The sequence below is a fragment of the Chryseobacterium sp. CG10_8 genome (genome assembly GCF_058117085.1).
The window spans coordinates 1-25,649 of sequence record NZ_JBYVEB010000043.1 but is presented as its reverse complement, the minus strand read 5'-3'; the positions used below and the strand labels follow the sequence as shown (position 1 = coordinate 25,649).

The 25,649-nt window shown below is 35.7% G+C and carries 22 protein-coding genes; 8 read left to right on the top strand and 14 right to left on the bottom strand.

The features are described from left to right. The first annotated feature begins 122 nt into the window (after positions 1-122). The 3 genes from AC4AGG_RS08725 to AC4AGG_RS08715 all read left to right on the top strand — a co-directional run bounded on the left by AC4AGG_RS08725 (position 123) and on the right by AC4AGG_RS08715 (position 2,342). The gene (locus AC4AGG_RS08725) at positions 123-1,265 is read left to right on the top strand and encodes a hypothetical protein (RefSeq protein ID WP_489771611.1); all 1,143 of its coding nucleotides are present in this window, start codon (positions 123-125) and stop codon (positions 1,263-1,265) included. A gap of 65 nt (positions 1,266-1,330) precedes the next feature. Then, positions 1,331-1,822, top strand: a complete 492-nt coding sequence (locus AC4AGG_RS08720; protein WP_489771610.1) for a DUF456 domain-containing protein — start codon at positions 1,331-1,333, stop codon at positions 1,820-1,822. Between the two features lie 109 nt (positions 1,823-1,931). Then, positions 1,932-2,342, top strand: coding sequence for a hypothetical protein (locus AC4AGG_RS08715; RefSeq protein WP_489771609.1), 411 nt, complete (start codon positions 1,932-1,934; stop codon positions 2,340-2,342). Between the two features lie 3 nt (positions 2,343-2,345). On the opposite strand, the gene AC4AGG_RS08710 is transcribed toward AC4AGG_RS08715, so the two are convergent. From AC4AGG_RS08710 to AC4AGG_RS08695, 4 genes are all read right to left on the bottom strand, one after another. Next, positions 2,346-2,987 (bottom strand): uracil-DNA glycosylase, encoded by a 642-nt coding sequence (locus AC4AGG_RS08710; RefSeq protein WP_489771608.1) that lies wholly within the window; start codon positions 2,985-2,987, stop codon positions 2,346-2,348. A 62-nt stretch (positions 2,988-3,049) separates the two neighbouring features. Beyond that, positions 3,050-3,556, bottom strand: a complete 507-nt coding sequence (locus AC4AGG_RS08705; protein WP_489771607.1) for a YceI family protein — start codon at positions 3,554-3,556, stop codon at positions 3,050-3,052. Between the two features lie 54 nt (positions 3,557-3,610). Then, positions 3,611-4,924, bottom strand: a complete 1,314-nt coding sequence (locus AC4AGG_RS08700) for a hypothetical protein (RefSeq protein WP_489771606.1) — start codon at positions 4,922-4,924, stop codon at positions 3,611-3,613. A gap of 26 nt (positions 4,925-4,950) precedes the next feature. Beyond that, positions 4,951-5,481, bottom strand: coding sequence for a YceI family protein (locus tag AC4AGG_RS08695; protein WP_489771605.1), 531 nt, complete (start codon positions 5,479-5,481; stop codon positions 4,951-4,953). A 435-nt stretch (positions 5,482-5,916) separates the two neighbouring features. Here AC4AGG_RS08695 and AC4AGG_RS08690 point away from each other — a divergent pair, with 435 nt between their 5' ends. From AC4AGG_RS08690 to AC4AGG_RS08680, 3 genes are all read left to right on the top strand, one after another. After that, on the top strand, positions 5,917-8,067 hold the full coding sequence (locus tag AC4AGG_RS08690; protein ID WP_489771604.1) for an endonuclease MutS2: 2,151 nt from the start codon (positions 5,917-5,919) through the stop codon (positions 8,065-8,067). A 129-nt stretch (positions 8,068-8,196) separates the two neighbouring features. Further along, positions 8,197-8,490 (top strand): hypothetical protein, encoded by a 294-nt coding sequence (locus AC4AGG_RS08685; RefSeq protein WP_489771603.1) that lies wholly within the window; start codon positions 8,197-8,199, stop codon positions 8,488-8,490. Then, positions 8,475-9,131: an ATP-binding cassette domain-containing protein gene (locus tag AC4AGG_RS08680; protein ID WP_489771602.1), complete on the top strand. Its 657-nt coding sequence runs from the start codon at positions 8,475-8,477 to the stop codon at positions 9,129-9,131. Before AC4AGG_RS08685 ends, AC4AGG_RS08680 begins: the two co-directional genes overlap by 16 nt. 70 nt (positions 9,132-9,201) lie before the next feature. On the opposite strand, the gene AC4AGG_RS08675 is transcribed toward AC4AGG_RS08680, so the two are convergent. Then, the gene (locus tag AC4AGG_RS08675; protein ID WP_489771601.1) at positions 9,202-10,080 is read right to left on the bottom strand and encodes a TraB/GumN family protein; all 879 of its coding nucleotides are present in this window, start codon (positions 10,078-10,080) and stop codon (positions 9,202-9,204) included. Between the two features lie 51 nt (positions 10,081-10,131). Continuing rightward, a complete protein-coding gene (locus AC4AGG_RS08670; protein WP_489771600.1) occupies positions 10,132-10,449 on the bottom strand; it encodes a DUF202 domain-containing protein in 318 nt (105 codons plus the stop codon). Positions 10,450-10,558: 109 nt separating this feature from the next. On the opposite strand from AC4AGG_RS08670, the gene AC4AGG_RS08665 reads away from it, so the two are divergent. Then, a complete protein-coding gene (locus tag AC4AGG_RS08665; protein ID WP_489771599.1) occupies positions 10,559-11,227 on the top strand; it encodes a hypothetical protein in 669 nt (222 codons plus the stop codon). A gap of 10 nt (positions 11,228-11,237) precedes the next feature. Continuing rightward, on the top strand, positions 11,238-11,561 hold the full coding sequence (locus AC4AGG_RS08660) for a DUF6370 family protein (RefSeq protein WP_489771598.1): 324 nt from the start codon (positions 11,238-11,240) through the stop codon (positions 11,559-11,561). Between the two features lie 80 nt (positions 11,562-11,641). On the opposite strand, the gene ychF is transcribed toward AC4AGG_RS08660, so the two are convergent. The 8 genes from ychF to AC4AGG_RS08620 form a co-directional block, all read right to left on the bottom strand. Beyond that, complete coding sequence (gene ychF, locus AC4AGG_RS08655; protein ID WP_489771597.1) at positions 11,642-12,733, bottom strand: redox-regulated ATPase YchF; 1,092 nt, start codon at positions 12,731-12,733, stop codon at positions 11,642-11,644. Positions 12,734-12,868: 135 nt separating this feature from the next. Beyond that, positions 12,869-15,556: a two-component regulator propeller domain-containing protein gene (locus tag AC4AGG_RS08650; RefSeq protein WP_489771596.1), complete on the bottom strand. Its 2,688-nt coding sequence runs from the start codon at positions 15,554-15,556 to the stop codon at positions 12,869-12,871. Positions 15,557-15,658: 102 nt separating this feature from the next. Continuing rightward, entirely contained in the window at positions 15,659-17,155 is a 1,497-nt protein-coding gene (locus AC4AGG_RS08645) for a T9SS type A sorting domain-containing protein (protein WP_489771595.1), read from the bottom strand. Between the two features lie 62 nt (positions 17,156-17,217). After that, complete coding sequence (locus AC4AGG_RS08640; RefSeq protein ID WP_489771594.1) at positions 17,218-18,927, bottom strand: family 16 glycosylhydrolase; 1,710 nt, start codon at positions 18,925-18,927, stop codon at positions 17,218-17,220. Positions 18,928-18,946: 19 nt separating this feature from the next. Then, positions 18,947-19,876 (bottom strand): glycoside hydrolase family 17 protein, encoded by a 930-nt coding sequence (locus AC4AGG_RS08635; protein WP_489771593.1) that lies wholly within the window; start codon positions 19,874-19,876, stop codon positions 18,947-18,949. A 181-nt stretch (positions 19,877-20,057) separates the two neighbouring features. After that, a complete protein-coding gene (locus AC4AGG_RS08630; RefSeq protein WP_489771592.1) occupies positions 20,058-22,421 on the bottom strand; it encodes an MFS transporter in 2,364 nt (787 codons plus the stop codon). Positions 22,422-22,427: 6 nt separating this feature from the next. Next, entirely contained in the window at positions 22,428-23,912 is a 1,485-nt protein-coding gene (locus tag AC4AGG_RS08625) for a glycoside hydrolase family 30 protein (RefSeq protein WP_489771591.1), read from the bottom strand. 202 nt (positions 23,913-24,114) lie between these two features. After that, entirely contained in the window at positions 24,115-25,383 is a 1,269-nt protein-coding gene (locus tag AC4AGG_RS08620; protein WP_489771590.1) for a glycosyl hydrolase family 17 protein, read from the bottom strand. Positions 25,384-25,649 lie beyond the last annotated feature (266 nt).

Here is a 25,649-nt window from a genome sequence, read left to right as displayed (position 1 = left end):
AAAACATTTAATACATTGAATATATTGTAAATTTTTATATATTTATTGCATCGTATTTCACTTATTAATCATCAAAGTAATACTATGAAAAAAAAACACTTTTACTACTTTTATTCGGTTTTATGCTCATCGTTAGCTGTAATCGAAGCCAAGATGACCCTTCATTAATTTTACCATCAGAAAATACTAGTCCGACAGGAAAAATCGTTGGAAAAGTTTATTCTAAAAACGGAGCCAAAACTATCGGCGGAGCATTGGTTTTCACTTTTGATGAGAAAAACCAAATGTATTACACCACATCTTCATCATCAGGAGACTTTGTGTTGGAAGCTCCAGTTGGTTCAAGAACAGTACATATCCAAACTGGAAATGGTGAAAACTTCCAAACGGAGGTTAACGCAGTAGTCAAAAAAAACACCAATACTGAAATCCCAGCTGCTTCAAGCCGTCTTAATCAGGTTGCAAATATCGCATATGTAAGTGGCGATTACGACGAAATCGAAGACATTATCACTTCCCTAGGTTATACTGCAACTGAAATCACCAACAATGATTTGAAAAACATGAACACCATTGCCCATTATGATATAATCTTTCTTAATTGCGGCTCACATGGAGGTATATCACCTGCTGACAGCAACCTTATTGATACCAACCTTGCAACATTTGTTACCAATGGAGGTAGTCTTTATGCTTCAGATTGGGATGTTTCTTATTTAATTGGAGGAAACGCTTCTAGCAACTCAGCAACTTGCTCTGCCCCAGGAGGTTTCATCCCAGACAATATCCTTTGTGCGAAAACAACAGGAGCGTCTGGTATGTTAAATGGTTGCAATGTGGTAAACAACAGTTTAGCTGGAGCAATAGGATTCAATACATTGGATATCAATTACGACCTTGCAAGTTGGGAAAAAATCGTAAGTTTTGATAGTACTTTTTGGGAGGTATTAGTTGCTCATAACAACGAACCATTGATGATAAGGACTGGTAATTTCAGTAGTCCTACCGCTCCAACAGTACCAGTTGGAAATTCATCTAATGACAATCACATCACCATTTGTCATAATCCATCAGGAAACAATCCAATTACCATCAGTATTAATCAAAACGCTTGGCCAGCGCATCAAGGTCATGGCGACACGATGGGAGCTTGTAACTCTACAACTTCTAGTGGAAATATCTACTACACTACTTTTCACAACCACGCAACTGGAAATATCGGAAACAGTGGTCTTATCTTAGAATACGTAATTCTTAATCTATAACTATAACATATCAATTAATTTCTAAAAGTGGCTTACAAAAGCCACTTTTTGTATTTTTGAAGTCTATGGATAACACAATAATAGTTTTACTAAGTTTTATTTTACTTTTTGTCGGAATGCTAGGAACGTTTCTTCCCGTTCTTCCTGGACTAATACTGAGTTTCTGCGGTCTGTTATTGTACAAATTTGGTACGGTCAACGATCTGCATATCGCTTATATTTGGATTTTTGGAATATTGACAATAGCTTCGGCGATACTTAATTATGTAATTCCAGCCAAAACCAATCAAAAATATGGAGGAACACGCTGGGGAAGTATAGGTTCGGTGATTGGGACAATTCTGGGGATGATCTTCATCCCAATTCCTCTAGGGTTCTTAATCGGAATGTTTGTGGGCGTATTTGTGGGAGAGCTTTTACATGATAAAAACAACACTCAAAAAGCATGGAACTCAACTAAAGGAGCGTTTATAGGATTTCTATTAGGAACAGGGTTTAATCTGATGGTGGGTTTGGCAATGTTTTTGGTGGTATGTATTAACTATTTTACTTTTTAATAAAATGATTTACAAACTAATCATAACCGGATTCTTTCTTTTGACCTTATCCAATTGCAGTGCGCAAAAAGCTTCTATAAACAAAAGCAAAAAACAAAAAAGCACTAAAGTGGAAAACAAAAGCAACACCAAAAATAGTAAGGAAGGAATCTACGTCTTCAAAGAAGGTGAAAATCGATTCCTGAAAGAATTCGAAACCAATGTTACTTTTATTAAAGCGATTGAAGACAGCCGTTGCCCTAAAGGCACCAATTGTGTATGGGAAGGAAACGCAAAAATTCAACTAGAACTAATGTCAACTTATAGCCGACCAATGAGAGTCGATTTGTCAACAGTCAACAATCCTTCAAAAGATATGGTTAGTAGTTTTGCTTTCAACGGATATTATTACCAGTTAACAAGCGTTGATCCCTACCCAACGGATTCAAAAGGATTTAAGCATAACATTGGACAATACAAAATTGGTTTGAAAATAACCAAAATTGTGGTAGAAACTCAAAATGCAACGAACATTAAGTAAAATTTACCATTCGATTTCCGAAAGGCTTTTTTGGCGAAGAAATTCATTAATTTTTGAAAACGGTCGACTTCCATAAAACCCCCGATAAACTGAAAAAGGAGATGGATGCGCGGACTTAATAATATAATGCTTAGAGGAATCAATATATTCCTCTTTTTTTTGTGCAAAAGCTCCCCATAATACAAAGACCATATTTTCCTTCTTGTCAGAGACTTCTTTAATGACAAAATCAGTAAATTTTTCCCAACCGAGGTCTTTATGAGAATTAGGCTCATGAGCACGAACCGTGAGTGTTGCATTAAGCAATAGAACCCCTTGACTAGCCCAGCTATCTAATTCGTTGGTTGATTTTATGATACCTAAATCATCTTGTAATTCCTTATATATATTCTTGAGAGAAGGAGGCGCGCTTGCTTTATCCGAAACCGAAAAACATAATCCATTTGCTTGAAAGTCATTATGATATGGATCTTGACCGATGATTACGACTTTAATTTCCTCAAAGGGAGTTAATTCTAACGCACGGAAAATCTGATCCTTTGGTGGGAAACAAGAGTTTGCTTCGTACTCTAATTTGACTTTTTGCCAAAGACTGGTGAAATAATCCGTATTTTTGATAGGTGCAAGCACTTCAGTCCAAGTCATAGTTATTGAGTTAAAAAATTACAATGGGTACAAAAATAATAAAACCGAAAAAGATTTCGGTTTTATTTATATTTCAAGCTTACATTAAGATCTAGATTATCTTGGACAACAACCATACCTCCCATCTTCTTTGGAGGCTGAATTCCAAAATCACTGAACTTGACCTCATCTTTTGCTACCAAAAAATAATCCTGAGCAACAAAATCCATTTCATATTTCTTGACCTTATTCATGAGTTTGACCTCTACTAATGCCTGATAAGACATATTAGAACGTCGCTTAAATTTTAAAAATCTGATACTCATCGTAGGAAATTCTTTGAAATGCAATGTTTTTTTGAAATCAGAAGTCATCATCTTATTCTTACAGTCGAATTTGTTGATATCGATCTGTATATTGGGCAATTTTCCTTCTGAAAACTCATATACATGGACTGCTTTTTGAAATCCCGTATTGACACATTTGAAAGAGTTAACATTGGTCTTTCCATTAATTACAATACTACTTTCCTGTGCCAAAGCATAAACCTGAAATGCTAGACCTACAATTAGAGTAAATAAAGTTCTCATACAAAAAAGAAGAGGGACTTTTTGACGGTCCCTCTCTGAAAAAATTATTGATAATTAGAAACCTATGGTTGCTTCCATCATAATACCGTTGAACTTTCCTCCATACAGCGGATTTGTAGTTCCCCATGCTGCACTATCGTCATATTTTTGGTTGACATATTCAATTTTTGCTAAAATATTTTTGGTCATATACCATCCTCCGGCGATATTATATCTATCAATTTTTCGATTATCTGCATCGCCCTTATCTTTACCGGAAATAGTGTTATATCTTCCACCTACATAGAATTGTTCTTTTCCACCAAATCTATACAATAGTTCAGCTGCCATTTGACTATAATTCCCTTTGGTATCGGCCAAATTTCCACTCACTAATTTGTACCCAGAAACATGCTCGTAAGTTCCGAAGAATTCTAATCCTTGATATTTTACAAAAGGATTAATTTGGAAAGCTGTATTTTTTCTAAATCCTGGATTAAATCTTCCTGTTGCATAGTTAGAGGTACCTGTCGCATCAGCAGAAGTTAACATCACATAATAATAGCGAGAACCTGCTCTATCAGCTCCATAAAGATAAGTACCTGTATTTCTACCACCATTAGTGTAGAATGAACCTGTCAATCTAACTCTAAGATCTTCATTCACTTGTTTGTCGTAACCAACTTTCGCATAGATAGAAGCTTTGTTATCATTACCTCCTTTAACTACAGATTGATTCAACTTCCCGTTAGAAACTCCAACCATACCAATAAATCCGTTGTAAAATCCGTAAACTTCACCAAACATTTCAGTTGAGAAATTATCCATAATCAAGTTACCAACGAAAGGATTATTAATCGCTTCAGCATTATCTGATCTTCTAAAGTGGCTATCTCCGTAATTGATTTCATCCATACCCACTTTTACTCTTGCGTACTTCATGATATCTGATGCGAAACCATCTTTGATAAAATCAAGATTGTCAATTTGGATATATCCACCTTTCACCCAAGACTCATTGTGGTGACGAGCAGAAAGATAAGTTCTTAAATGCATTTTAACACCTTTTGCTAAGTATGCATTAATATCCAAATTAGCAGTTGGAAGGTTAAAATTATTCTCTAAATCCATCATGGTAACACCTGTTGCCAAAGTTGCATCAGTCCAATGATTAAGAGCTTGATACTGTAATGCGAAGTCTCCACCGATACTAACTTTAACTCCAGAATAGTCTAAAGGTTCAGTTTTGGGATCTTCAAAAATATTTCTTTGATACTTTTCCGGTGCAAGATATGATCTAACTGACGGTGTAGACTCTTCTTGTGCACTTACCATACTTCCAACTAGGATTAAAGCCAAAGCTGAAATTTTCATTACTAAAGTTTTCATTATTTAAATTTTAATATTTATTATTCTTAATTTGCGGTCAAAGTAATAGAAACTGTAATTTCATCACCTGTTTTTACCCCCATAAAACCAGGACGTGACATTCCAAAATCCGACATTTTCATTGATTCGGATGCAGTAATCGTGTAAGTAGTTCCCGTTTTGGTTACTGTTACTGGAAATGAAACCGTCTTAGTTACCCCAGCAATCGTTAACTTACCACTTACTGTAGACTTACCAATATTGACTGATGTCCCATAAAAAGTAATATTAGGAGCTTTATCAGATTTCAAAGCGGTGTAAGCCTTATTATCCATCATACTGCCTTTTGTACTTTTAAGATTTTTCGCAGGCATAGAGAATTTGAGATTAGAAATCGAATTTCCACTCACAGTGCCAATAAAGGTGGCGGCTGTTGAAGTCATCGTCCAATCATGCATAGGAGAAGTACCTGCCACAACAATCTTTGCTGTTTTCCCATTAATAGTCTGTGCGGAAAAAAAACCTGAAATCATTAACGCGAGTACTACTAAAATCTGGATTGTTTTAAACTTTTTCATTTTAATATCTTTTATCATTTCTAATTTGTCCTACAAAGGTAAAAACAACAATGCTAAAATCATAAAAACTAGACAGTAAAATTATCTGATATATATCAATAAAAGCGAATGAATTATAATGTTAATAATAATTGAACTCTTTTAATAATGTATTTGTAATTTAAACAAGAGTTTAGTAAGAACTTTTATCCATAATAAGATTATTTTCTTAAAATATGTTAAACTCACTTTCTACAGACTTATGACGAATATCATTGTTTATAATTCGGGTAAGTGAAAACATTTTACCTATTCAGTCCGATAATCATTTATTTTTTTCATTATTATCACAAACCGTTTCGAAAAGAACAAAATTCTCATAAAAACCCACCGTATTTATTCATTAAGCACAGTTCGGAGCATCTCAATTTTCCGACTTTAACTTATATTTGCAATGTGAATATCAGTCAAAAAGACCTTAACGAACTCGAGTTTCCAGAATTACTTTCGGAAATTACACCTTTTGCATTTTCGGAAAAAAGTGCAGAAAGAATCACCCAACTCCATCCTTTTCCTCAGGATGAAGCAATTATCGCTTTACAAAAGACATCAGAATTTCTCTCCTCTTATGAAAGCGAAAACATCATTCCGTTTTCCGAATTTGATGATATCGAAGCCGAATTAAAGGTGATGCATATTGAAAACTTTCGTTTGGAAAACAAAGGATTTATCAAAATCAAAAATCTTACTGAACAAATTGGCAAATTACAGAAGTTCTTCCCTCCTTTGGAAGAACTCTTCCCTACCCTTTCTCAAGAAGTTAAAGCTCTGGATTTTCGAAAGGAAATTATTGAAAAAATTGACCAAGTTTTCAACCGTTTTGGTGAAGTCAAAAGCGATGCCTCTCCTATTTTAAAAACATTAAGAGCAGAAATCGCCGAAGCGAGAAAAGATATTACCGAGAATTTTAATAAAGCGCTTAATCATTACGCGCAACTCGATTTGCTCGACGAAATCAGAGAGACCATCCTCGAAGACCAGAGGGTAATGGCCGTGAAGTCTTCCTTCAAGAAAAGAGTCGCTGGTCGAGTGATGGGAATCTCCAAAACAGGTTCTATTACTTATATGCAGCCGCAAAGCGTGAGTAAACACGAACAAAAGCTGCGCGAATGCCAAGAAGAAGAAAAACACGAAATTGACAAAATCCTCAGAAAGCTGACTTTTGAAATATCAGAATTTCAAGAACAACTAACTGATTATCAAACTTACATCTTTGACCTTGATATTACTCGAGCCAAAGCCAAATTTGCGCAGGAAATCAATGCGGTACTACCTAAGATTAATAAGCATCGAACTTTACGATTAAAAGACGCCTTTCATCCTTTACTTTGGCAAAAAAATAAAATCGAAAAGAAAGAAATATTCCCTCAAACGTTAACTTTGACTGAACAGAACAGAATCATCTGTATCTCTGGACCTAACGCTGGAGGAAAATCCATCACCCTGAAAACCGTTGGTCTACTTCAACTCATGATTCAGAGTGGTATTTTGGTACCAGTTCATCCCAAATCAGAAATGTTTTTCTTCAAGAACATCATGACAGATATCGGAGACAACCAATCCATTGACAATCACCTTTCCACCTACTCTTCTCGACTGAAAAAAATGTCTGGAATCATCAAAAAAGCTGATGAAAACACGCTACTTCTTATTGATGAATTCGGGACAGGTTCTGATCCAGAATTGGGTGGTGCTTTGGCGGAAAGCTTTTTGGAGTTTTTCTACGAAAAAAAATCATTTGCGATTATTACAACGCACTACACCAACATCAAGCTCAAAATCGAAGAACTTCCTCACGCAGAAAATGCAGCTATGCTTTTCGACGAAAAAACCTTGGTTCCACTGTACAAATTGGAAGTAGGACAAGCAGGAAGCTCTTTCACCTTTGAAGTTGCAGAGAAAAACAAAATTCCGTGGTTTATCATCAGAAATGCTCGCAAAAAGGTAGAACGCGATGTTGTTAATCTCGACAAGACAATCGTTAAACTTCAACAAGAAAAATTTGAAGTCGAAAAGCTTAAATCCAATTTAACAGAACAAAAAGAGTCTGTTGAAGACAAGCGTGGTAACCTGCAAAAACTGAATGAACAATTAGAGCAAAAACTCTTTAATTTTCAGAAATTATACGAAGAAGAACATCGAAAGTTGCAATTTGGGAATAAGATTGAAGGTTTTATTGACGCCTATGTGAGCGGTAGACCAAGAAAAGACTTGGTAAAAGATTTTGTGAAAATTCTTGAACAAGAAAAGTATAGAAAGTTAGGCGTTGACAAAGACGAAAGCAAAAAACTCCAGGTGGTCAAGCGGAAAATCACCCAACAACTGAAAAAGGTAAACATTCAAGAAAAAATAACCGAAACCAACGAAAAAATTGAAGAAAAAAGACAACAAGAAAGAGCGGTTTGGCTCAAGCCGGGTCAAAGAGTTCGTATTGTTGGAAGTACCTCTGTTGGAACGATCGAAAAAATAGAAAAAAACGGAAAAGTCGAAGTCAATTACGGAAAATTCACCACCAAAATTAATGCAGACGAGTTGGAAAGGATTTAATATAAGTAATGAATGATGATTGATGAATGATGATTGATGAATGATGATTGATGAATGATGATTGATGATTGATGAATGATGGTTTGAAATTCTACAATTAAGTCAATAAACACATTGAAAACCTGACTGATGAAATTTTTGAAGCCTTTACAAGCATTTTGGTTTTTCTATCTAAAGATTCTGATACCAAGCTTTGCGGTTTCCGTAGCAATAGCAATTGTCATGGGATTTTCGTTTAGAAATTTCTTCATAGCATTTCTGTTACTTTCACCGTTTTTTCAGTACATGGTCTATGAAAAAAGAAACAAAAACGAATATTACTTTTATTCGTTATTTGGCTGGAGTAGATTATGGCTTTGGATGGCCAATATCGGTATTTCTATACCTCCTTATTTGATTTTTTCTCTATGGGACATCTCTTAGAAATTGACAGCATCAGAAAATCTTTTGGTAAAAAAGACATCCTTAGTGATATATCATTACGTATTGAAACAGGCGAAATTATAGAAATTTTTGGTCGAAACGGCAGTGGAAAAACTACTCTTTTTGAAATTATTTCTGGCATCCAGAAAGGAAATCAGCAATTCTTAAGAATGGATGGACGAGTACTTAAAGATTCTTTTGACTTTAGCAACAAAATTCACCTTTTGCCTCAGGCCCATTTCTTACCCAATCACCTGAAAATAAAGACCATTATCCCATTGCTTTGCAATCAAGAACAAACCGAAATTTTGAACATAAACCCCATTATTTCCAAATTTCTTAGCAGCAAACCAAACGAAATCTCAGGTGGAGAAAGACGTTATACTGAGATTATGCTTCTGCTACACTCAGATTGCAAATTCCTCCTTTTGGATGAGCCCTTTACGGCACTGTCTCCAAAATTAACAGACCTTATTACTTCAGAAATAATAAAAGCAAAACCAGAAAAAGGAATCCTCATCACTGACCATCACTATGAAACAGTTTGGAATATCGCAAATAAAAAATTGTTACTTAAAGATGGTCATCTTCAAATACTTAAACAATTTGAAGAACTTAAATTTCAAAGATATTTACATTAAATTTTCTTATTACCGTCAAAAAAACCCATCAATGAAATGATGGGCTCAATTAAACTTATAAAAATAGATTTTATTTCATAACTGGTTTTACAGTGTATCCCTCTTTACGAAGAAGATTAATAACACCGTTTTCACCTGGTAAATGCCCTGCTCCAACTGCAAAAAAGGTAGGTTGTTTCTTCATCATTTCAGGCATCTTCTTTATCCAATTAAGATTTCGATTATCAAGCATTATTTTCTTCTGTTCTTTGCTCATAGTCTTTTCGTCGTCAAATTCAGCTCCCATTGCTACAATATCCTCTTTTTGATAAGATTTCACCAATTGTTCCATTTTCTTTTTTCCTTCTTCATAACTACTAACTAACTTCAATATTTCTTTAGGATTAAGATAATTACTAAATACTGATGCTTGATCTTCAATTGTTTCTAATCCCATAATTTGATTACCAATTCCCTGTGTTCTCTGCATAATCTCCATATCCAACATCCTAAGATCTGTTGGAGGGCAATCAAAAAATTTTGTACTTAATAGTGAATACAACATTAGTGGTGAAAAGCTATCGATGTCTTCCAATTTGTATCCAAACGATTCTAATCCTTTTCTCAATTCTTCTAGTTCCTTATCTTCAAATTGCTCACTTAACTTCTTATCAGAAACCATAAATTCTTGCATCTTTCCCATTTGCTCGGGATCTGTAAAATTGACTTCTAAAACTGTTTGCTTAGTATTCTTAAGCGCCTGATCTACTTTTTCTTTAATAGCAAAGTCTTTACTGCACATCATGTGAAAAGTCCCGAAAAGATAAGACGGTTCTGTAAGTCCATTGCCTGAAATCTCCCAAAGTACAGACTTTTCATATGCCGGAGCGTTTTTGCTTTGCGCTTGGGCGAAACTAATATTAACTAATGCTAAAACAAAAATAAATAGTGTTGAAATAGTGTTTTTCATTTTTTTTAATTTGATAGTAAGTTATAGGATTGTGAGATTTGTTACAATTTTTCACTCACTTTTTTTATACAAATTCTGAAGTCTTTTCTTTAATTGAAAAAAACGAAGGGTCCCAATAATAAAACTTGCAGCGCTAATAACTAGTGCCGAAATCCCAATAAACTCCAACTGACCATACTCGTCTAATTGTAAAATAGTTAACCCACCAATAAAAAAATAAAGAGAAAACTGAACAAAAGAAAGGTAAGTTCTTTCATTCGCAAGTTTGGTACGCTCTAAAGCAAGAAAATCTCGCAAAATAATTTTCTCTTCAACAACGAAGTTATCTTTTGACTCCAAGTGCTCTTTAATTTTTTTTGAAATGTCCATTGTAGTTAGTTTTTGAATTTTCATGGATTTTAAAAATACAAAAAAATCACATTACAAATCACTTGTTTTGATTTTAGCTATTTTGAGTATATTTATCAAAAAAAATAATATGAACAATTTCAAGGTGATCTCAGATCTACTTCCATTCCCTAGTTACAGCGTTATTATTCTCTGTTTTTTCTTTCCTTTTTTCTTAATCAAATGTGGTGACACTACTTTGATGGCCGTAGATGGTAAAGATTTGATTACGGGAGTTTCTGAGGAGCAGTTGACAAAAAAAATGGGAAAATCTTTTGGTGAGGACTCTATGTTAGGTTCAATGATGGGGGAAAAAGATGAGCTTTCGTCTCCAGGTAACGATTCCGATGGCCTTGAGTCTGACAAAGACCTCAAAAAAGGCAAAGAAAAGAAAGGTATCCCTGCAAGCCCTTATATTATCGTAGCACTTTTAGCTGCAATCATTGGTTTGGTTGTTCCATTCATAAAATCAATTAAGAAAAAGTACGTCTTTCATATTACGCTTTCAGCCATCGGGTTTCTTTCCTTGTTGATATTCTATCTTGGATTTCAGTCCCAATTAGATGGATTAGGAAACAACTCAATGGGGTTTGGAGGTAGCGAAATTTCGATTAGTTATGGATTTGGTACCGCTTTTTATGTGTGCATATTGACTTTTGTGATTATATTAGCATTCTTTAGTTTGTATGCTTATTTTATTAAGAATACACCTAACGGGGCTCAACAAAATAAATCAATTCCGAGTTCGGAATCAACTTAAATTTAATTAAATGAAAAAAATTGCATTTTTTTTATTATTCCTCACCGCAGGTCTAATGTTTTCTCAAAAACTGAACAATAAAACCATTGATGTCTCTTGTGGCCTTTGTCAATTTGACCAAAATCACATGAAAAGTTGTTCTTTAACAGCAAAAATTAAGGGTAAAGTTTATCCTATTGAAGGAACTGGTATCAATGACCATGGTGATGCACATGGGAGTGATGGCTTCTGTAATGCGGTGAGAAAAGCGAAAGTAACAGGGGAAATTAAAAACAACAAATTGTATGTTTCTAAATTCGCCCTAATTCCATTAGAGAATAAAACAAAAAAATAAACCAGTCTTTAACATTAAAGTCAAAAAAAATCTCAATATTAAATATTGAGATTTTTTTTATTATGATGGATGAAAATCAATTACACATTAAAACGGAAATGCATCACATCTCCATCTTGCACGATATATTCTTTTCCTTCAACTGAAAGTTTACCAGCTTCCTTTACTTTAGCTTCGGAGCCATAAGTAACGAAGTCATCATATTTGATCACCTCAGCTCTAATAAATCCCTTTTCGAAATCAGTATGGATCACTCCTGCAGCTTGTGGCGCAGTCCATCCTTTCTCAATAGTCCAAGCTCTTACTTCCTTAACACCTGCTGTAAAATAAGTCTGAAGGTGTAACAAATCATATGCTTTACGAATCAAACGGTTAACTCCAGGTTCTTCCAAACCTAACTCCTCCAAAAACATTTGACGCTCTTCAAAAGTTTCTAATTCGTTAATATCAGCTTCGATTTGAGCAGCAAGAACAACTACTTCAGCTACTTCTTTCTTCGCCATGTCCTCAATTTTCGCAATCCACTCGTTTCCATTTTTGATAGCATTTTCGTCTACGTTACAAACATAAAGAATAGGCTTCTTCGTCAACAACTGAATTTCTTCAACAAAAGTCGCTGTCAAATCATCTGTATCAAATTCTCTCGCGTTACGTCCATCTTCTACGAAAGCTAACAATTTTTGTAATGTTTCAAACTTCAAAACATCTTCTTTCTTACCAGATTTGATGAATTTCTTAGCCTTATCTAATGCTTTTTGAAGGGTTTCGATATCCTTCAACTGCAATTCGATATCAATAATTTCTTTATCACGAAGCGGATCTACAGAACCTTCAACGTGGACAATATTTCCGTTGTCAAAACATCTCAATACATGGATAATAGCTTCACATTCTCTGATGTTAGCCAAAAACTGATTTCCAAGACCTTCTCCTTTGCTCGCTCCTTTCACCAACCCAGCAATATCAACAATCTCTACAACAGCTGGCAAAACCCTTTCCGGATTCACCAATTTTTCGAGTTCGAATAATCTCTGATCTGGAACAGAAACGGTTCCTAAGTTAGGTTCGATGGTACAAAATGGATAGTTAGCCGATTGTGCTTTGGCGTTACTAAGACAGTTAAAAAGGGTGGATTTTCCAACATTAGGAAGTCCTACAATTCCACATTTCATTTGGGTAGTGTGTTTAAAGTTAAAAGATCAAAACCTTCTTTAGTTTTCTGAACTTTTTATGGTGCTCAAAGATAATGAAAAAAAGCAATTGAGATTTCATGATTCTTGAAATACCTCAACCTTAATAATGATCGCTTAAAATCGGTTCAAAAACGCAAATAAATCATCTTCTGGTTGTAGTCCTAATTTCTTTCTCAAACGGGAGCGACTTACATTGATACTCGAAGGTAAAACTTGTAAAATGTCTGCCATTTCTTTCGAGGTAAGTCCAATCTTAAGATAGGCACACAACCTCAAGTCATAGATAGAAAGGTTCGGAAATTCTTTTTTCATTGACTTAAAGAATTCTTGATGCAGTTCGTCCATCTGGATTTCGAAAGTATGATCTTCGCTGTCCAGATAACTACGCATCATTCGGCGAATCTCTTTGAGTTTCATCTTTGAAACTTGAGGATTATTTTCAATTTCTTCCAATTTCTCGGTAACCTCCATCAAAAGGCGGTTCTTATCTTCATCGTCCTTCGCTTTTTGGGCCAATTCGATTGTCTTGTCTTTGACTTTCTGCTGAAGAATTTCTTTTTCTCTCTCTAATTGCTCTTGTTGCAAAAGCATTTTCTCTTGTTCGTGCTTCTCATGCTGAACTTTCAAAGATTCTTCCTCTTGCTTTTTCAGTATTTCTCCCTGTTTTTTAAGAAGTTGTTGCTGTCTTTTTTTAATTAAATACAGAATACCCAAAAACGTGAAGAAATAAATAAAATAAGCTAACCAAGAGCGATACCAAGGAGCTCTAATTTCAAAAGAAATCTTAGAAACATTGCTTAGCTCACCATCTACATTGGCTTGAACATAAAAATCATAATCTCCTTCTTTGAGGTCAAGGAATTCAAAACTATTATTGGCGGTCCAATTGCTCCACTCTCCTTTTTCTCCAAAACGATGACGGTAGATTACATTGGTCGTCTGGGGAACAATAAAACTGAGTTTGACATTATTAAAAGCGTAAGGAATACAACCATCCAGCAAAAAAGGCTTTTTTTCCTCATTATTAAAGACTTCCATACCCCGAAATTCCAAAGGATAAACTCTGAAACCGTATGAATCTTTGCCTATATTCTTTAATGCAAAACCATTAAAAATCGGGTAAAAGTCGTACTGTGAATTAAGATGACTAGGATTACTAAACCCAGTTAACGGATTAACAATTTCTCTTTGAAGGAGGTTATTAGAAACCGTCATAAAACGGTTCTTTCCCTCATCGAACTGATAATCAAACCGACCGCCGGTAACATGGATTTTACCTTGTATTTTGCTCAACTGCAAATCTTCTGATTTGAAATCCTTTGGATAATAAATTTTTCGATTGGTAGCATTAAAATTAGCATCCAAAGTTGCCTTCACAATCCCAAAATTAGGAATATTAACCCATAAGGTATTCCCTACAATCTCAATTTGGTTGCAAGAACCTGCAATGCCATTAATTTTTTTTACAAAAATCCATTGACCATTTTCTTTCTTGAAAACCGAAACTCCATTGTAATTTCCGGTTAAAATATAATTTGCGTTAAAGGGTTTAATCGCCCAGATTCCACGTTCGTGACTAATCATTGACACCGAATTACCCAAAACTCGAAAAAGACCAAGGTCATGACCTGCCAAAATTTCACCATCTACATTTCTAAGGCTCCAGACTTGACCTTCGGAACCTGGTATCATATCAAAAGTGTTATGAGGCTGACTGTCATCAAGTGCAGTCCAAGGCGCATGATACAAACCTTGATTAGTACCAAGGAAAAAAGTATCATTTTGCAATATTGCACTATAACCTGTCCCGAAATTTCCTCTAAAATCAACAAAATAATTCGTACGATTCTTGAGGTCAATTTTAGACAAACCAAAATCCATTGCAACCCAAAGATTCCCTGATGGATCATAGTAAAGACTGAGAATGGTATTATTTAAAAGTCCTTTTTGCCGGTCAATATGATGCAATATCTTACCCTGAATATCGGTAATATAGATTCCGTTAAGAATGGTACCAAAAGCCAAATGTGTCGAATCAATCTGTGCAAAACTGAACACTACTCCTGACTTTAGCTTTTGATTGAGTTCGTTACTAACTTCCGTGAAGGAGCCACCAGAATTCACCAAAATCCCATTGTCTTTAGTTACCGCAAAAAGCTGATTATTGATCTTGTAAGCACCTAAAATTTGATAAGTGTTTCCTGATTGGTACGGAAAAACCAGCTGTAATTGATTACCAACCAACTGAAAAAGGCCTTTGGTTTCGTCCGAAATATACAATTGGCCACCACTAACAAAACTATCTGAAAACCGTCCCGAAGCAGAAATTTTTGTGATTTTACCATTTTTCTGAATGTAGAGATTATTGTGGGAAACAAAAACTGGATTTCCCTTGATAACCGCAACGGTCCAAAACTCTTCACTCTCCTTTCCGACTTTATTTTTATAGGGATACAGAGAAGTGTATTCAAAACCGAGGAAACCATTTTTCTTCCAGACACCAAAATCCATGTCCGAACCGGTGTAGATCACTGAATCATTGGCGACAAATACTGAACGAGTAAATCCTTTGCTTCCCTTAAAGGTCTTCCAGGTTTTACCATCGTATTCCATCAAACCCTTCTCAGAAGCGAGATAAAGTAGTCCTTTGGACGAAGAGCTCATTTCCCAAATCTTTCCAGTATTACCATACTTCGCGGGAACATAGCTTTCCATTTCAGGAACTCCTTTAGAAGGAAATTTCTGACCAAAAAACAAACAGAAACCAAAAAGAAAGAATATAAATCCAAAAGCTTTTTTCACTACTGCATCGGTATATTAGTCAAATATAATGTTTTTCGGTATAAAATAAAAGTCGGCGGGAATTAATTCCCGCCGACTGCTAATAATTATTATCAATAATGATTATTCAACAATTAATTTTGAAGAATTAACTTCTCCTTTTTCGTTAGTTGTTTTAATCAAATAAACTCCTTTTGCAAGTCCTTCGGTACCCAAAGTTCTTGTGTTAGAAGTTCTAATTTTTTGACCTGCAAAGTTATAAACCTCAGCTGTTTTTACATTTTCTCCAACAAAAACTACATTTCCAGCTTTCACTGGATTTGGATACATTTTCACTTTTTCAGTAGAAGAAATATCGTGTACCGCAAGAGCTGATGTAGGGTTATAGAAATATACATTATCTACATAAACTGTTGTAATGTTTGAAATAAAAAGCAACTGTGCTACGTCTGCTCTTAAATTTGGACTGCTACTAAATTGTGAAATAGGAACATCAATTGTCACCCATTGTCCAGTTGATAAGCTCGGTGTTGTTCCTCCATTGATTCCAAGTAAGAAATTAGAAGCTTCTCCTGCTCCACCTCCAAAATCAACTGCTTTAACGTTGAAAACATAACCAACTGGTAAACTGTCTACCCAAATATCCATATGATAACGTGTAGCATTGGTAAGATTCAAATGATGTCCTGCAGCACTAAAGTCTATTCCTAAGAAGTTTGCAAAAGTAATTTTCTTCACATCGTTACCTGCCACTTGCATATCAGTAATACTTGAATCATCCCAAGAAGCAGACCAAGTATCAACAGGAACATTGGTATATGCATTACTAAACAAAGAAATAACATTAGCAGCAGCAACTGTTGGAGTTGGTGCAGCTACATTAGGCCCAGACAATACAAAGTTTACAGTATAGGTTTTTGTAGTATTATTCTGAGAAGTAACCAATACTGTTGCACTTCCTGGCAAAGCTGTTGCTTGAGTTACTACTGCTGTAGAAGTGGCTCGAGTCGCTGTAGCAGCAACTGTCGGAACCGCTGTTGTTCCAATTGGTAGAGCATACGTGTAAGTAGTTGTAGATGGGCTAAATCCCGTCACTGAAGTTCCGTTAACCGTTAATGCGCTTAAAGTAGCGTCAGAAGCTGGATCTATCGTAGCTGCAGATAATACAACATCGTCAATATAAACCGCATCTGTACTTCCTTGAACTCCCAATAAAAATGCTAAATTAACATTAGTATTAGTATAAGCTGCATTAAATGTTTGGGTAAACGTTTGCATTGTAGTTGTCAATGCATAAGTCTGGTTAGGTGTTTGATTTTCCCAACTCCCAAAATTCTGGATAGCAACTGTTATATTTCTGTTTGCTGCTGCTCTAGCTTTAAAAGTCAACGTATACGCAGCACCACTTGTAAGAGACAATCCATTTTGGGTCAATTGTGTATCCCAAGGATTTCCAGCTGAATTAGATGTTGCAAAATATGCTTCACCACCTACAACTGAACCACTACCGCCAATACTCCAACTAGTTGCTCCGTTAGAAAAATCTCCATTCAGAATGAGATTTTGCGAAAACATTAAAGATGTTATCAATAACATCAATAAAAAAGACATTTTTTTCATAATATTAAAATTTGGTTAGTTAAAATTGTTTATTCATTTTTTTGAGCATAACTTTTATGCTTCTATTTTTTTATAATCTTAAAACTTTCAGTTCCTTTTGAGTTTTTAACAGTCAAAAAGTATATTCCAGAAGGACAATCGCTCATATCAATATCCTGCATTTCTGTCGATTGAAGTTTTTTAATTCTCTTTCCAGAACCATCCATTAGAATGATCTGGTTTTGTTTATCTGCTAATTTCAAATGCAGTACATCTGTGACTGGATTTGGATAAACCAATTGTTCTTCTTTCGACAAGTTTTCTACTGCTAAAGAATTACAAGAAGTTCCCACTACATAATCATAATATTTGGTTACTGACATTCCTCCTGCAAAAGCAAATTTTACAGCATAGGTAATCGTTGAACCTAAGGTTTGTCCAGTCATGGTTTTGGTAAACATATTCCCACCAATGTTAGTCATCGGATATTCTGTAAATGGAGTTTGCTTCCACAAATACGCCACCACTCCTACTTTATCGGTGTCTAATAATTCAAAAGTAAACTTCACATCGGTTCCAATGGTTTCGAATTGATAACTATATCCCGTTGTAAAACTTCCTTGTGAAGCCAAATTAGAAATACCCGAGCAAGAAGTATTGGTTCCCGCTCCCAAAGTTGTTGCGGATATTGTGCGTGGACTATTCGCTGCAATATTTCCAGTAGCGTCTGTTGCCGTAATATTAAAATTGTAAGTCGTTGCAGGAGAAAGACCTGTAATAATCACAGATTTCTGAACTCCAGAATAATGCGAAACAGTTTGCGTTGAAGCTCCGCTGATATTGTAAAAAATGGTCCCTGAATTATCAACTGCGTTCAATAATAACTCCACTGAACCCGCAGTAACTGTTCCCGCAGAAGCGGTGAAATTACTCGGTGCAATATTATCTGCAGAGGTGTTTTGATACACTTTTACATAATCTACGATCATTTCAGCTTGTGTAAAATTAGAAGCGATATTCCCTGCAATTCCACCCATTGCTAAATTCAAAAGTATATATTGCTCGTTATCAAATGGCCAAGTACTGGCATTTTTCACCGATGGATTATAGGTGAAAAACGCTACGCCATCTAATAAAAATGTCAATTGATTAGGCGACCAATTCAGAGAATATACATGATAATTATTGGCTAAATCCGAAGCGATAATTCCGCCTCCATTAGCACCTCCTCCATAACCTGAAGGTGTGTGAACCGTACTCTGAATATAGTTAATATTATGTGACGGAAAAATACCGTGTTCCATGATGTCGATTTCTCCACAAGCTGGCCAATTGGTTGTCCCGTAAGTCGCTGAAAAGAATCCTCCAGGTTCGTTGATATTTTTCCCTAACATCCAGATTGCAGGCCAAGTTCCAGAATTTACAGGTAATTTTGCTCGAACATCAATTCTACCATACTTGAAAGCAAATTTTGAATTCAATCGAGCGGAAGTATAATTCTTAGTAATACCTTGGTCCGTGTAGTTTTCTTTTTTAGCTACGATTTTCAAAAATCCTCCGTCCGCAAAAGAATTGGTCGGTTGATTGGTATAATGCTGTAATTCTCCATTATACCAACTACCACCATTAGGAAGTTGAGTCTGATGATGCCATTTGGTTGCATCAACAGCTCCATTGGTGGTAAAATCATCGGACCACACCAAATCATTATACACCACATCTACTTGCGCATTGAACAACGAGCTAGTAAACACCAGTGTAAAAAGCAGTTGAGTCAGATAATTTTTAAACATTTTCTTTATTTTAAATCAATTAATTATTAAAACTTAAAGCTTCAGATTCTCTAAACTTTAGTTTTTCATTTTTGTCCCAGATTCCCCAATAAGCTCCAACTTCGCCTTCTGCTCCGACTTTCCAGCTTTCATCGAAAGATGAGAAGTAGAAACATTCGATTTCCTCATCCATCGCCCAAAGCTGTGTGTTAAGGAAATATTCTAAAGCATTTTTTTCTGAAGGAATTGCTCCGTCTAAGTTTTCACCTTTACTTGGCCAACCTGTTTCCGTAATCAAAACTCTTTTTCCGTTGGCAACACTTACCGCTTGATGGTACATGTTTTTTAAATAATTTAATGAATCCTCAAAAGGACAACTTTCCCAGAAAGGATAACAGTTCGCCAAAATAATATCACAAGCTTCTGTAATTCTTGGACGTTGTGTAAACTCATAATAAGCATCAACATAACCCATCGGAATTTCAGCAGGAATTTCCTTTCTTACTCGTTGCATGAAATCCAGTAACTCGTCTTCCGTAAGGTCTTTTCTGTACATCACTTCATTTCCAACTGCCGCAACATCAACATAACCTTCTTTGGCTAATTTGATAAGTCCTTCGATTTCTCTTTCGTTAACTTCAGGATCGTTTCCAAGCCATGCTCCAACCAAGGTTTTCATCCCGAATTCTTTAGCAATCACGGGAATATGTTCATTACCTTCCGTACAAGAAAATGAACGAACCCAAGAAGTATGAGGTTTCAAAATCGCCATTCTTCTGCGAACCTGTTCTTCAGAAATGATATCTCCTGGTTTTTGTCCGTCCTCATAAAGACTGAAACAAAATCCATGAACGCCGTTATGCAGTATTTCTAAAAACAAATCTCTCTTTTCGGTTTCTGTTTTTTCCGATAGATAGTTCTCTTGATTAACTTTTGATAATGATAAATATCGTTCTGCTCTGTAAGACATGGTTTTATTATTTATGAATGATAATTGATGATTGATCAATGGTGATTAATTAATGGTTTCCGGCTTTGTGTTTTTCTTTGTTTTGAGTTGCGAGTTTCGGGTTTCGGGTTCAGAGTTTGTGGAAAATTATTCTTTGTTCACTTCTCATCTTCCAGCTTCCCTCATCCATCACCCCTCATTATTAAAATTTCAGTTTTTCGTATTTATCCCAAATTCCCCAACGTTCTCCTACATCACCTTCGTGGTGCACTTTCCAAGACTCATCAAATGAAGAGAAATAAAATACTTCTACATTTTGTTGGTTTTGCCAATTCATGGTATTGATAAAATATTTCATGGCATTAACAGCAGATGGTTCTGCACCTTCGTTGTTACTACCTTGACTTGGCCAACCTGTTTCGGCGATGATGACACGTTTTCCTTTAGCAACTTGCTGAGTCAAAGCATACATTTGTTTAAGGTAAGTTGAAGCATTATTAATGTCGCAACCTTCCCAGAAAGGATAACAGTTCACGGCAATCACATCACAAGCTTCCACTAATCTTGGTCTTTCGTAGAATTGATAATAGGCATCTACATAACCTACAGGAATTCCAGGTAGCGCTTCTTTCACTTTTTTGATATAGCCTAAAACTTCATCTTCCGTTAAATCATTTCTTAACAAAACTTCGTTTCCGATGATGGCGGTATCCACTTTTCCTTCTTTAGCCAATTTAATTAAAGCCTCAATTTCCACCTCATTATTAGCTTTATCTGCATCAATCCAAGCTCCAACTAAAGTTTTCAATCCTTTTTCGTGAGCGACCGCAGGAATATGTTCGTTACCTTCAGTACATGAGAATGAACGCACCCATTTTGTGTAAGGCTTAATGACATCCATTCTTCTTTCAATCTGAAATTTCGATAAAATATCTCCGATATCTTGTCCTTCCGTGTATGGACTAAAGCAAAGTCCGCTCATTCCTTCTTCTAACTTTGTTTTGAAGATGGCTTTAATTTCGTTTTCAGATTTGTTCGAGAAATTTTCATCACTTGAAGTATCTACTGCAAGACCAGAAATTGGTAATGATAATAGTTTTCCGTTTTTATAATAAGATGAAGAAAGTACTGGTTTTTCCTTTCTTGCTTTTAAAATTGCACTGACTTCTCTCGCTTTTTCTTCGGTCACATCATAATCCCACATCACATAAATCGCAGCTAAAGTCCCAACAATTGGAAGTCCTGAAAAGAATATACGAAGACCATAAATAGCACCTTCTTGCTCTGTTGTTGGTACTCCTTCTTGAAAACCAACAAGTGCTAAAATAATTCCACTTAAAGCTCCAGCAATAGCAAAACCAAATTTTACCATCCACCAATAAATCGCTCCAAAAATTCCTTCGCGTCTTTTTCCTGTATTGAGTTCATCTAAATCAATAACATCGGAAGTCATAGACATCATTAGCGTAAATAATCCTCCAATTCCGAATGACATAAATGGCAATGCGAAAATGAATAAGTATGGTTTTCCCGGAACGAGTAAGAACCAAAGCAAAACGTAACCTATGATTGAAATGGCTTGTGATAAAACAAAAGCATTCTTTTTACCCATTTTTTTGGACATCCAAGTCACAATCGGAATCACCACGAAAGTTGTTGCAACCGCACTTAAACAGCCAAATAACGTTGGCCAATATCCTTGACTTGCCAATTTGGTATCTCCGTTAAATAACTGATACACAATAATAAAGAACGTAAAAGCTGAAACGGTATTAAAAGCATTGAAAATCAAAAATGTAGAAATACATAGTTTTCTGAAAGGTTTAATAACCAAAGCTTCTTTGAAACCCAAAATAATTTCGTTGAAACTTCCTTTAGCATTGCTTAAACTTAGACTTGCGTAGTTTTCATTTAAAGTGGATTTACCTTTAATGAAAATTGCTGGAATAATGGCAACAACCATCAAAATTGAGCCTACCCAAACTGCTAATGTTCTTGTAGCACTTTCGGTCGTTTCGAACCAACCACCTTCTCCAACGTCGTACATAATCACCCAAAACCAAGGTGCAATAATCCAAGCCCATTGTCCAATCCATTGTGAAATCGCCATAATTTGGGTTCTCTCATGGAAATCATTACTCATTTCGTAACCCATCGCCACATAAGGAACGCTGAAAATCGTTAATCCAAGGTAAAAAACAAATGACCAAAACATGAAATACACAAAATTGTAATTCACGCCGTCGTCTTTGTACAATTGCCACATCAAAATGAAAGCAATACTCATCACAATAGCACCAATAAACACGTATTGGCGGCGTCTTCCCCATTTTGATTTGGTATTATCCGTAATAAATCCCATGATTGGGTCTGAAAAAGCATCAAAAATTCGTGGGAAGAAATAGATTACACTCCACATCCAACCTGGGAAACCTAAATTCTGTACCAATACCACCATGAAGATTCCCAAAGCGGCGGGAAACATTTGATTGGCTAACATCCCAAAACCGAATGCAATTTTTTGTCCCATAGGAACTTGACCTCCTGTAACAGCTTTTTCTGACATGGTGTTTTATTTTTTAATGATTATGGTTTGTATTGCTTTTGCGCTTATTTTTACCGTTTTTTGGTCTTTATTTAAGGCTAAAGCAAATGTTTTCTCTTTTTCAGTTGGGTTAAAAACCACTACAGCGATGCTTCCGTCTGGATTTTGTGCGGATGTTACTTGTAAGTCTTTATGAGGATTTTCGAAGCCGATGCGTTTTGCACCTGGACGAATATATTTGCTGAAATGTGCCATCGTATAATACAACGGTGTTAGATAGACTTCGTCTTTTTCTTCGTCCACAATCACTGGAGCCAAACACCAGTTTTTGAACCAGTTTGGACCTCCTTGACGGTTTAGAACCATGTTCCAATCAACCCAACCATCAACCCAATTGTTTAAGCAACCAATAATATCTCCTGCATATCTATTAACTGGTGCATATTTCGAATGCCATGCTTTTTGTTCAGCAGGAGCCCAATCCCAACCCCAATCGGTTGCTTCTTTGCTCCAATACCAAGCGTCATCTTTCCAATGTGGAACTTCAGAATCAGCACAAGCTTCGGTCTGAATTAATAATTTATTTGGTGCTTTTTGATGTGCATATTGCAATTCGTCTTCAAAAATCATAAAGGTTGAATCGTACCAATGCACCGCCGTTCCGCTGAAATACTTTGAAGATTCTGATGTTGCATACATCGTATCAACCCAATGTTTTAAATCATTTCGGTTTTGGTCGTAGCCTAAAATCACTTTATCGCCGTAACCATCTTTTTCTAATTTTGGACCTAAATGATTCTGAACGAAATTGGTCATTTCCTCTGGTGTAAACAACATACTTTCCCAATTTCCACCATTACCATGGGGTTCATTTTCTACTGTGAAACCCCAAATTTCAATTCCTTCGTTTTTATAAGCTTTGATGTATTTAGAAAAGAACAAAGCCCAAGTATCGTAATAGTCTAGTTTTAGTTTTCCACCAACCCAACCATTGTTGTCTTTCATGTACGGTGGAGCTGTCCAAGGTGAAGCAAAAATTTTAAATCCCTCTTTTGATGCTTTCATCGCATCTTTAATCATCGGGATAAGATCGTCTTTATCTTCTTTTACAGAAAAATCTTTCAACTCTTTATCGTCTGTCGGAGCGTATGAATAATGACTTAAAGAAAAGTCGCATGAATTCATGTGTGTTCTCGTCAACGAATAATTAGCACCTTCGTCAGAGAAATAAGCGTTAATTACTTTCTCACGATTGGCTTTGCTTAATTTATTCAGCAAAGAAGCAGAAGATTCCGTAAAAGCACCACCAAAACCTGTAATAGTTTGGTAAGTTTCTTTTGGATTAAGCGTGATTACTGTTGAACTTTCGTTGGTTGAAAGTTCTTCAATTTTAGTTAATTGATGTCCTGAAGCCGAAGTTTCGTAGATTTCTGTTGTCAACATTTTCTGGGTATTACAACTCATAATTGAAAGCATTACAAATGAAATCGCTAAATATTTTATGTTTTTCATGAGTTGGTGTTTTTTGAACAACAAAAGGCACAAAAGTTTCGTTTTTCACACTGTTTCCACAATTCGCTTTTGTGACTATTGTAGTTTTTATTATTTATAAATTTTGGCTAAAGCCAATTGATTTTTAAATTTTTATAAACGGGCTTCCTTCGACTACGCTCAGGATGACACTGCCCGTTTCTATTGATTAAAATCGTTTTAATTAATGATTCACTAATTCCATTTTCTTTTGAGGTGGAAGTAAAACTTCATCCATCAGTTTCTCCAAATCTCCGTTGTATGTTTTGGTGATTGGGTTTCCGTCTCGTTTTAATCCTTTAAAAATATTCTGGTCAACCAAGTTCCATACAGCGAATTTTGCTTTTCCTTGAACTGTGAAAAGTCCAAAATGATTTTCTGAACCATTAGGATTTCCAGCATCTTTCCAAGGCTCATCGAAAGCTTCGAAATAGAAACATGAGATTCCTGCTTTATCTGTCCATTCCCTCATCATTTGGTAATACAAACCTGACTTGTACTCGTCCACTGCTTTGGAGTCATTATTTCCGTACAATTCATCGGAAAAACTTGCCCAACCTGTCTCACCAATATGAACTGGTTTGTCAACACCAAGACTTTTCATATAAGATTTTACAGCTTCGTATTGAGATTGCGCATATTCCAAAGAACGGTTCATTGCTTTTTGGATTTGTTCTTTCTTGCTGTAATGATTTTCAAAAGTCTGTACTCCCCAAAAAACCGGATTGTAATGCGTATCGTGCATTGGATAGGTGTGCATCGAAATATAATCCACAGCGTGAATTAATTCCTTTAATTCTTGAGTGTGATACTCGCCTGAACCACCTCCCCAAGACGCAAAATTATCCGAACTGGTAATCCACAAACCTTTAGGAAGTTTTCCTTCTTTTTTGAGGTCTTGAAGCTGATTAACGTACTTCAAAATCACACCTGCTTGAACATAATAAGCAGTTGCCCATTTTACCATCGCTTCGTTTCCTACTGCAATTACTTTTACAATTTCGGGATACTTTTGAGCAAGTTCAACAGCGTGTTCGATTTCGGTGGCATTTCTTGCACTTTCCTCATAATGATTTGGTTCGAAACCTGTCCAAGCATTTTTACAATCAATCCAAGCTCCTAACATCACATACATCTCAAATTTTGGATTTTCTTTATTCAGCTCGTCAATGGCTTTCAGAATATTAACCGCTTCTGGAAGATGGACATTATACGTCCTAATCATTTTAACGCCCATCGTTGAAAGGATCAACAAGTCTTCCTTAATCTGGGGAATCGTTGGCTGAACTCTTCTGGAATTGGCTCGATAACCTCCATAAGACATCGCCAAATATTCTTTGTTTCCTAAAATCTCCTTTGCGGTAATATTTTTTCTCGTTTTTTCCATAGTTGTACAAGACCGTGTCAAAGACATCGTGAGTATACTTAAAGCTATGATCAATAGCGTTTTCATTTCCTATTTTTTATTCCATTGGTTTCGCCAACGGCAAGCAAGATTGAATCCTCCGGATTCCCTTTTTCTTGCCTTTTTTCAACTTCTCCGAGGTCGAAGAATCTCTGAAACAGAGATCCTTACATCCTCAGATTTTCTGTGTTTTTTTTACCTGATGGAATGCACCATCATTTTCTTGAACCACAAAAGACACAAAATTTTCTTTTTCACACTGTTTCCACATTCGATTTTGTGACTTTTGCAGTTGTATCATTTATACATTTTAT

Bases quoted from the DNA above. Each gene is read 5' to 3' on its own strand.
- AC4AGG_RS08725 (WP_489771611.1), top strand. From the start codon at position 123: ATGCTCATCGTTAGCTGTAATCGAAGCCAAGATGACCCTTCATTAATT.
- AC4AGG_RS08720 (WP_489771610.1), top strand. From the start codon at position 1,331: ATGGATAACACAATAATAGTTTTACTAAGTTTTATTTTACTTTTTGTC.
- AC4AGG_RS08710 (WP_489771608.1), bottom strand. From the start codon at position 2,987: ATGACTTGGACTGAAGTGCTTGCACCTATCAAAAATACGGATTATTTC.
- AC4AGG_RS08705 (WP_489771607.1), bottom strand. From the start codon at position 3,556: ATGAGAACTTTATTTACTCTAATTGTAGGTCTAGCATTTCAGGTTTAT.
- AC4AGG_RS08700 (WP_489771606.1), bottom strand. From the start codon at position 4,924: ATGAAAACTTTAGTAATGAAAATTTCAGCTTTGGCTTTAATCCTAGTT.
- AC4AGG_RS08695 (WP_489771605.1), bottom strand. From the start codon at position 5,481: ATGAAAAAGTTTAAAACAATCCAGATTTTAGTAGTACTCGCGTTAATG.
- AC4AGG_RS08685 (WP_489771603.1), top strand. From the start codon at position 8,197: ATGAAATTTTTGAAGCCTTTACAAGCATTTTGGTTTTTCTATCTAAAG.
- AC4AGG_RS08680 (WP_489771602.1), top strand. From the start codon at position 8,475: ATGGGACATCTCTTAGAAATTGACAGCATCAGAAAATCTTTTGGTAAA.
- AC4AGG_RS08675 (WP_489771601.1), bottom strand. From the start codon at position 10,080: ATGAAAAACACTATTTCAACACTATTTATTTTTGTTTTAGCATTAGTT.
- AC4AGG_RS08670 (WP_489771600.1), bottom strand. From the start codon at position 10,449: ATGGACATTTCAAAAAAAATTAAAGAGCACTTGGAGTCAAAAGATAAC.
- AC4AGG_RS08665 (WP_489771599.1), top strand. From the start codon at position 10,559: ATGAACAATTTCAAGGTGATCTCAGATCTACTTCCATTCCCTAGTTAC.
- AC4AGG_RS08660 (WP_489771598.1), top strand. From the start codon at position 11,238: ATGAAAAAAATTGCATTTTTTTTATTATTCCTCACCGCAGGTCTAATG.
- ychF (WP_489771597.1), bottom strand. From the start codon at position 12,733: ATGAAATGTGGAATTGTAGGACTTCCTAATGTTGGAAAATCCACCCTT.
- AC4AGG_RS08645 (WP_489771595.1), bottom strand. From the start codon at position 17,155: ATGAAAAAAATGTCTTTTTTATTGATGTTATTGATAACATCTTTAATG.
- AC4AGG_RS08640 (WP_489771594.1), bottom strand. From the start codon at position 18,927: ATGTTTAAAAATTATCTGACTCAACTGCTTTTTACACTGGTGTTTACT.
- AC4AGG_RS08635 (WP_489771593.1), bottom strand. From the start codon at position 19,876: ATGTCTTACAGAGCAGAACGATATTTATCATTATCAAAAGTTAATCAA.
- AC4AGG_RS08630 (WP_489771592.1), bottom strand. From the start codon at position 22,421: ATGTCAGAAAAAGCTGTTACAGGAGGTCAAGTTCCTATGGGACAAAAA.
- AC4AGG_RS08625 (WP_489771591.1), bottom strand. From the start codon at position 23,912: ATGAAAAACATAAAATATTTAGCGATTTCATTTGTAATGCTTTCAATT.
- AC4AGG_RS08620 (WP_489771590.1), bottom strand. From the start codon at position 25,383: ATGAAAACGCTATTGATCATAGCTTTAAGTATACTCACGATGTCTTTG.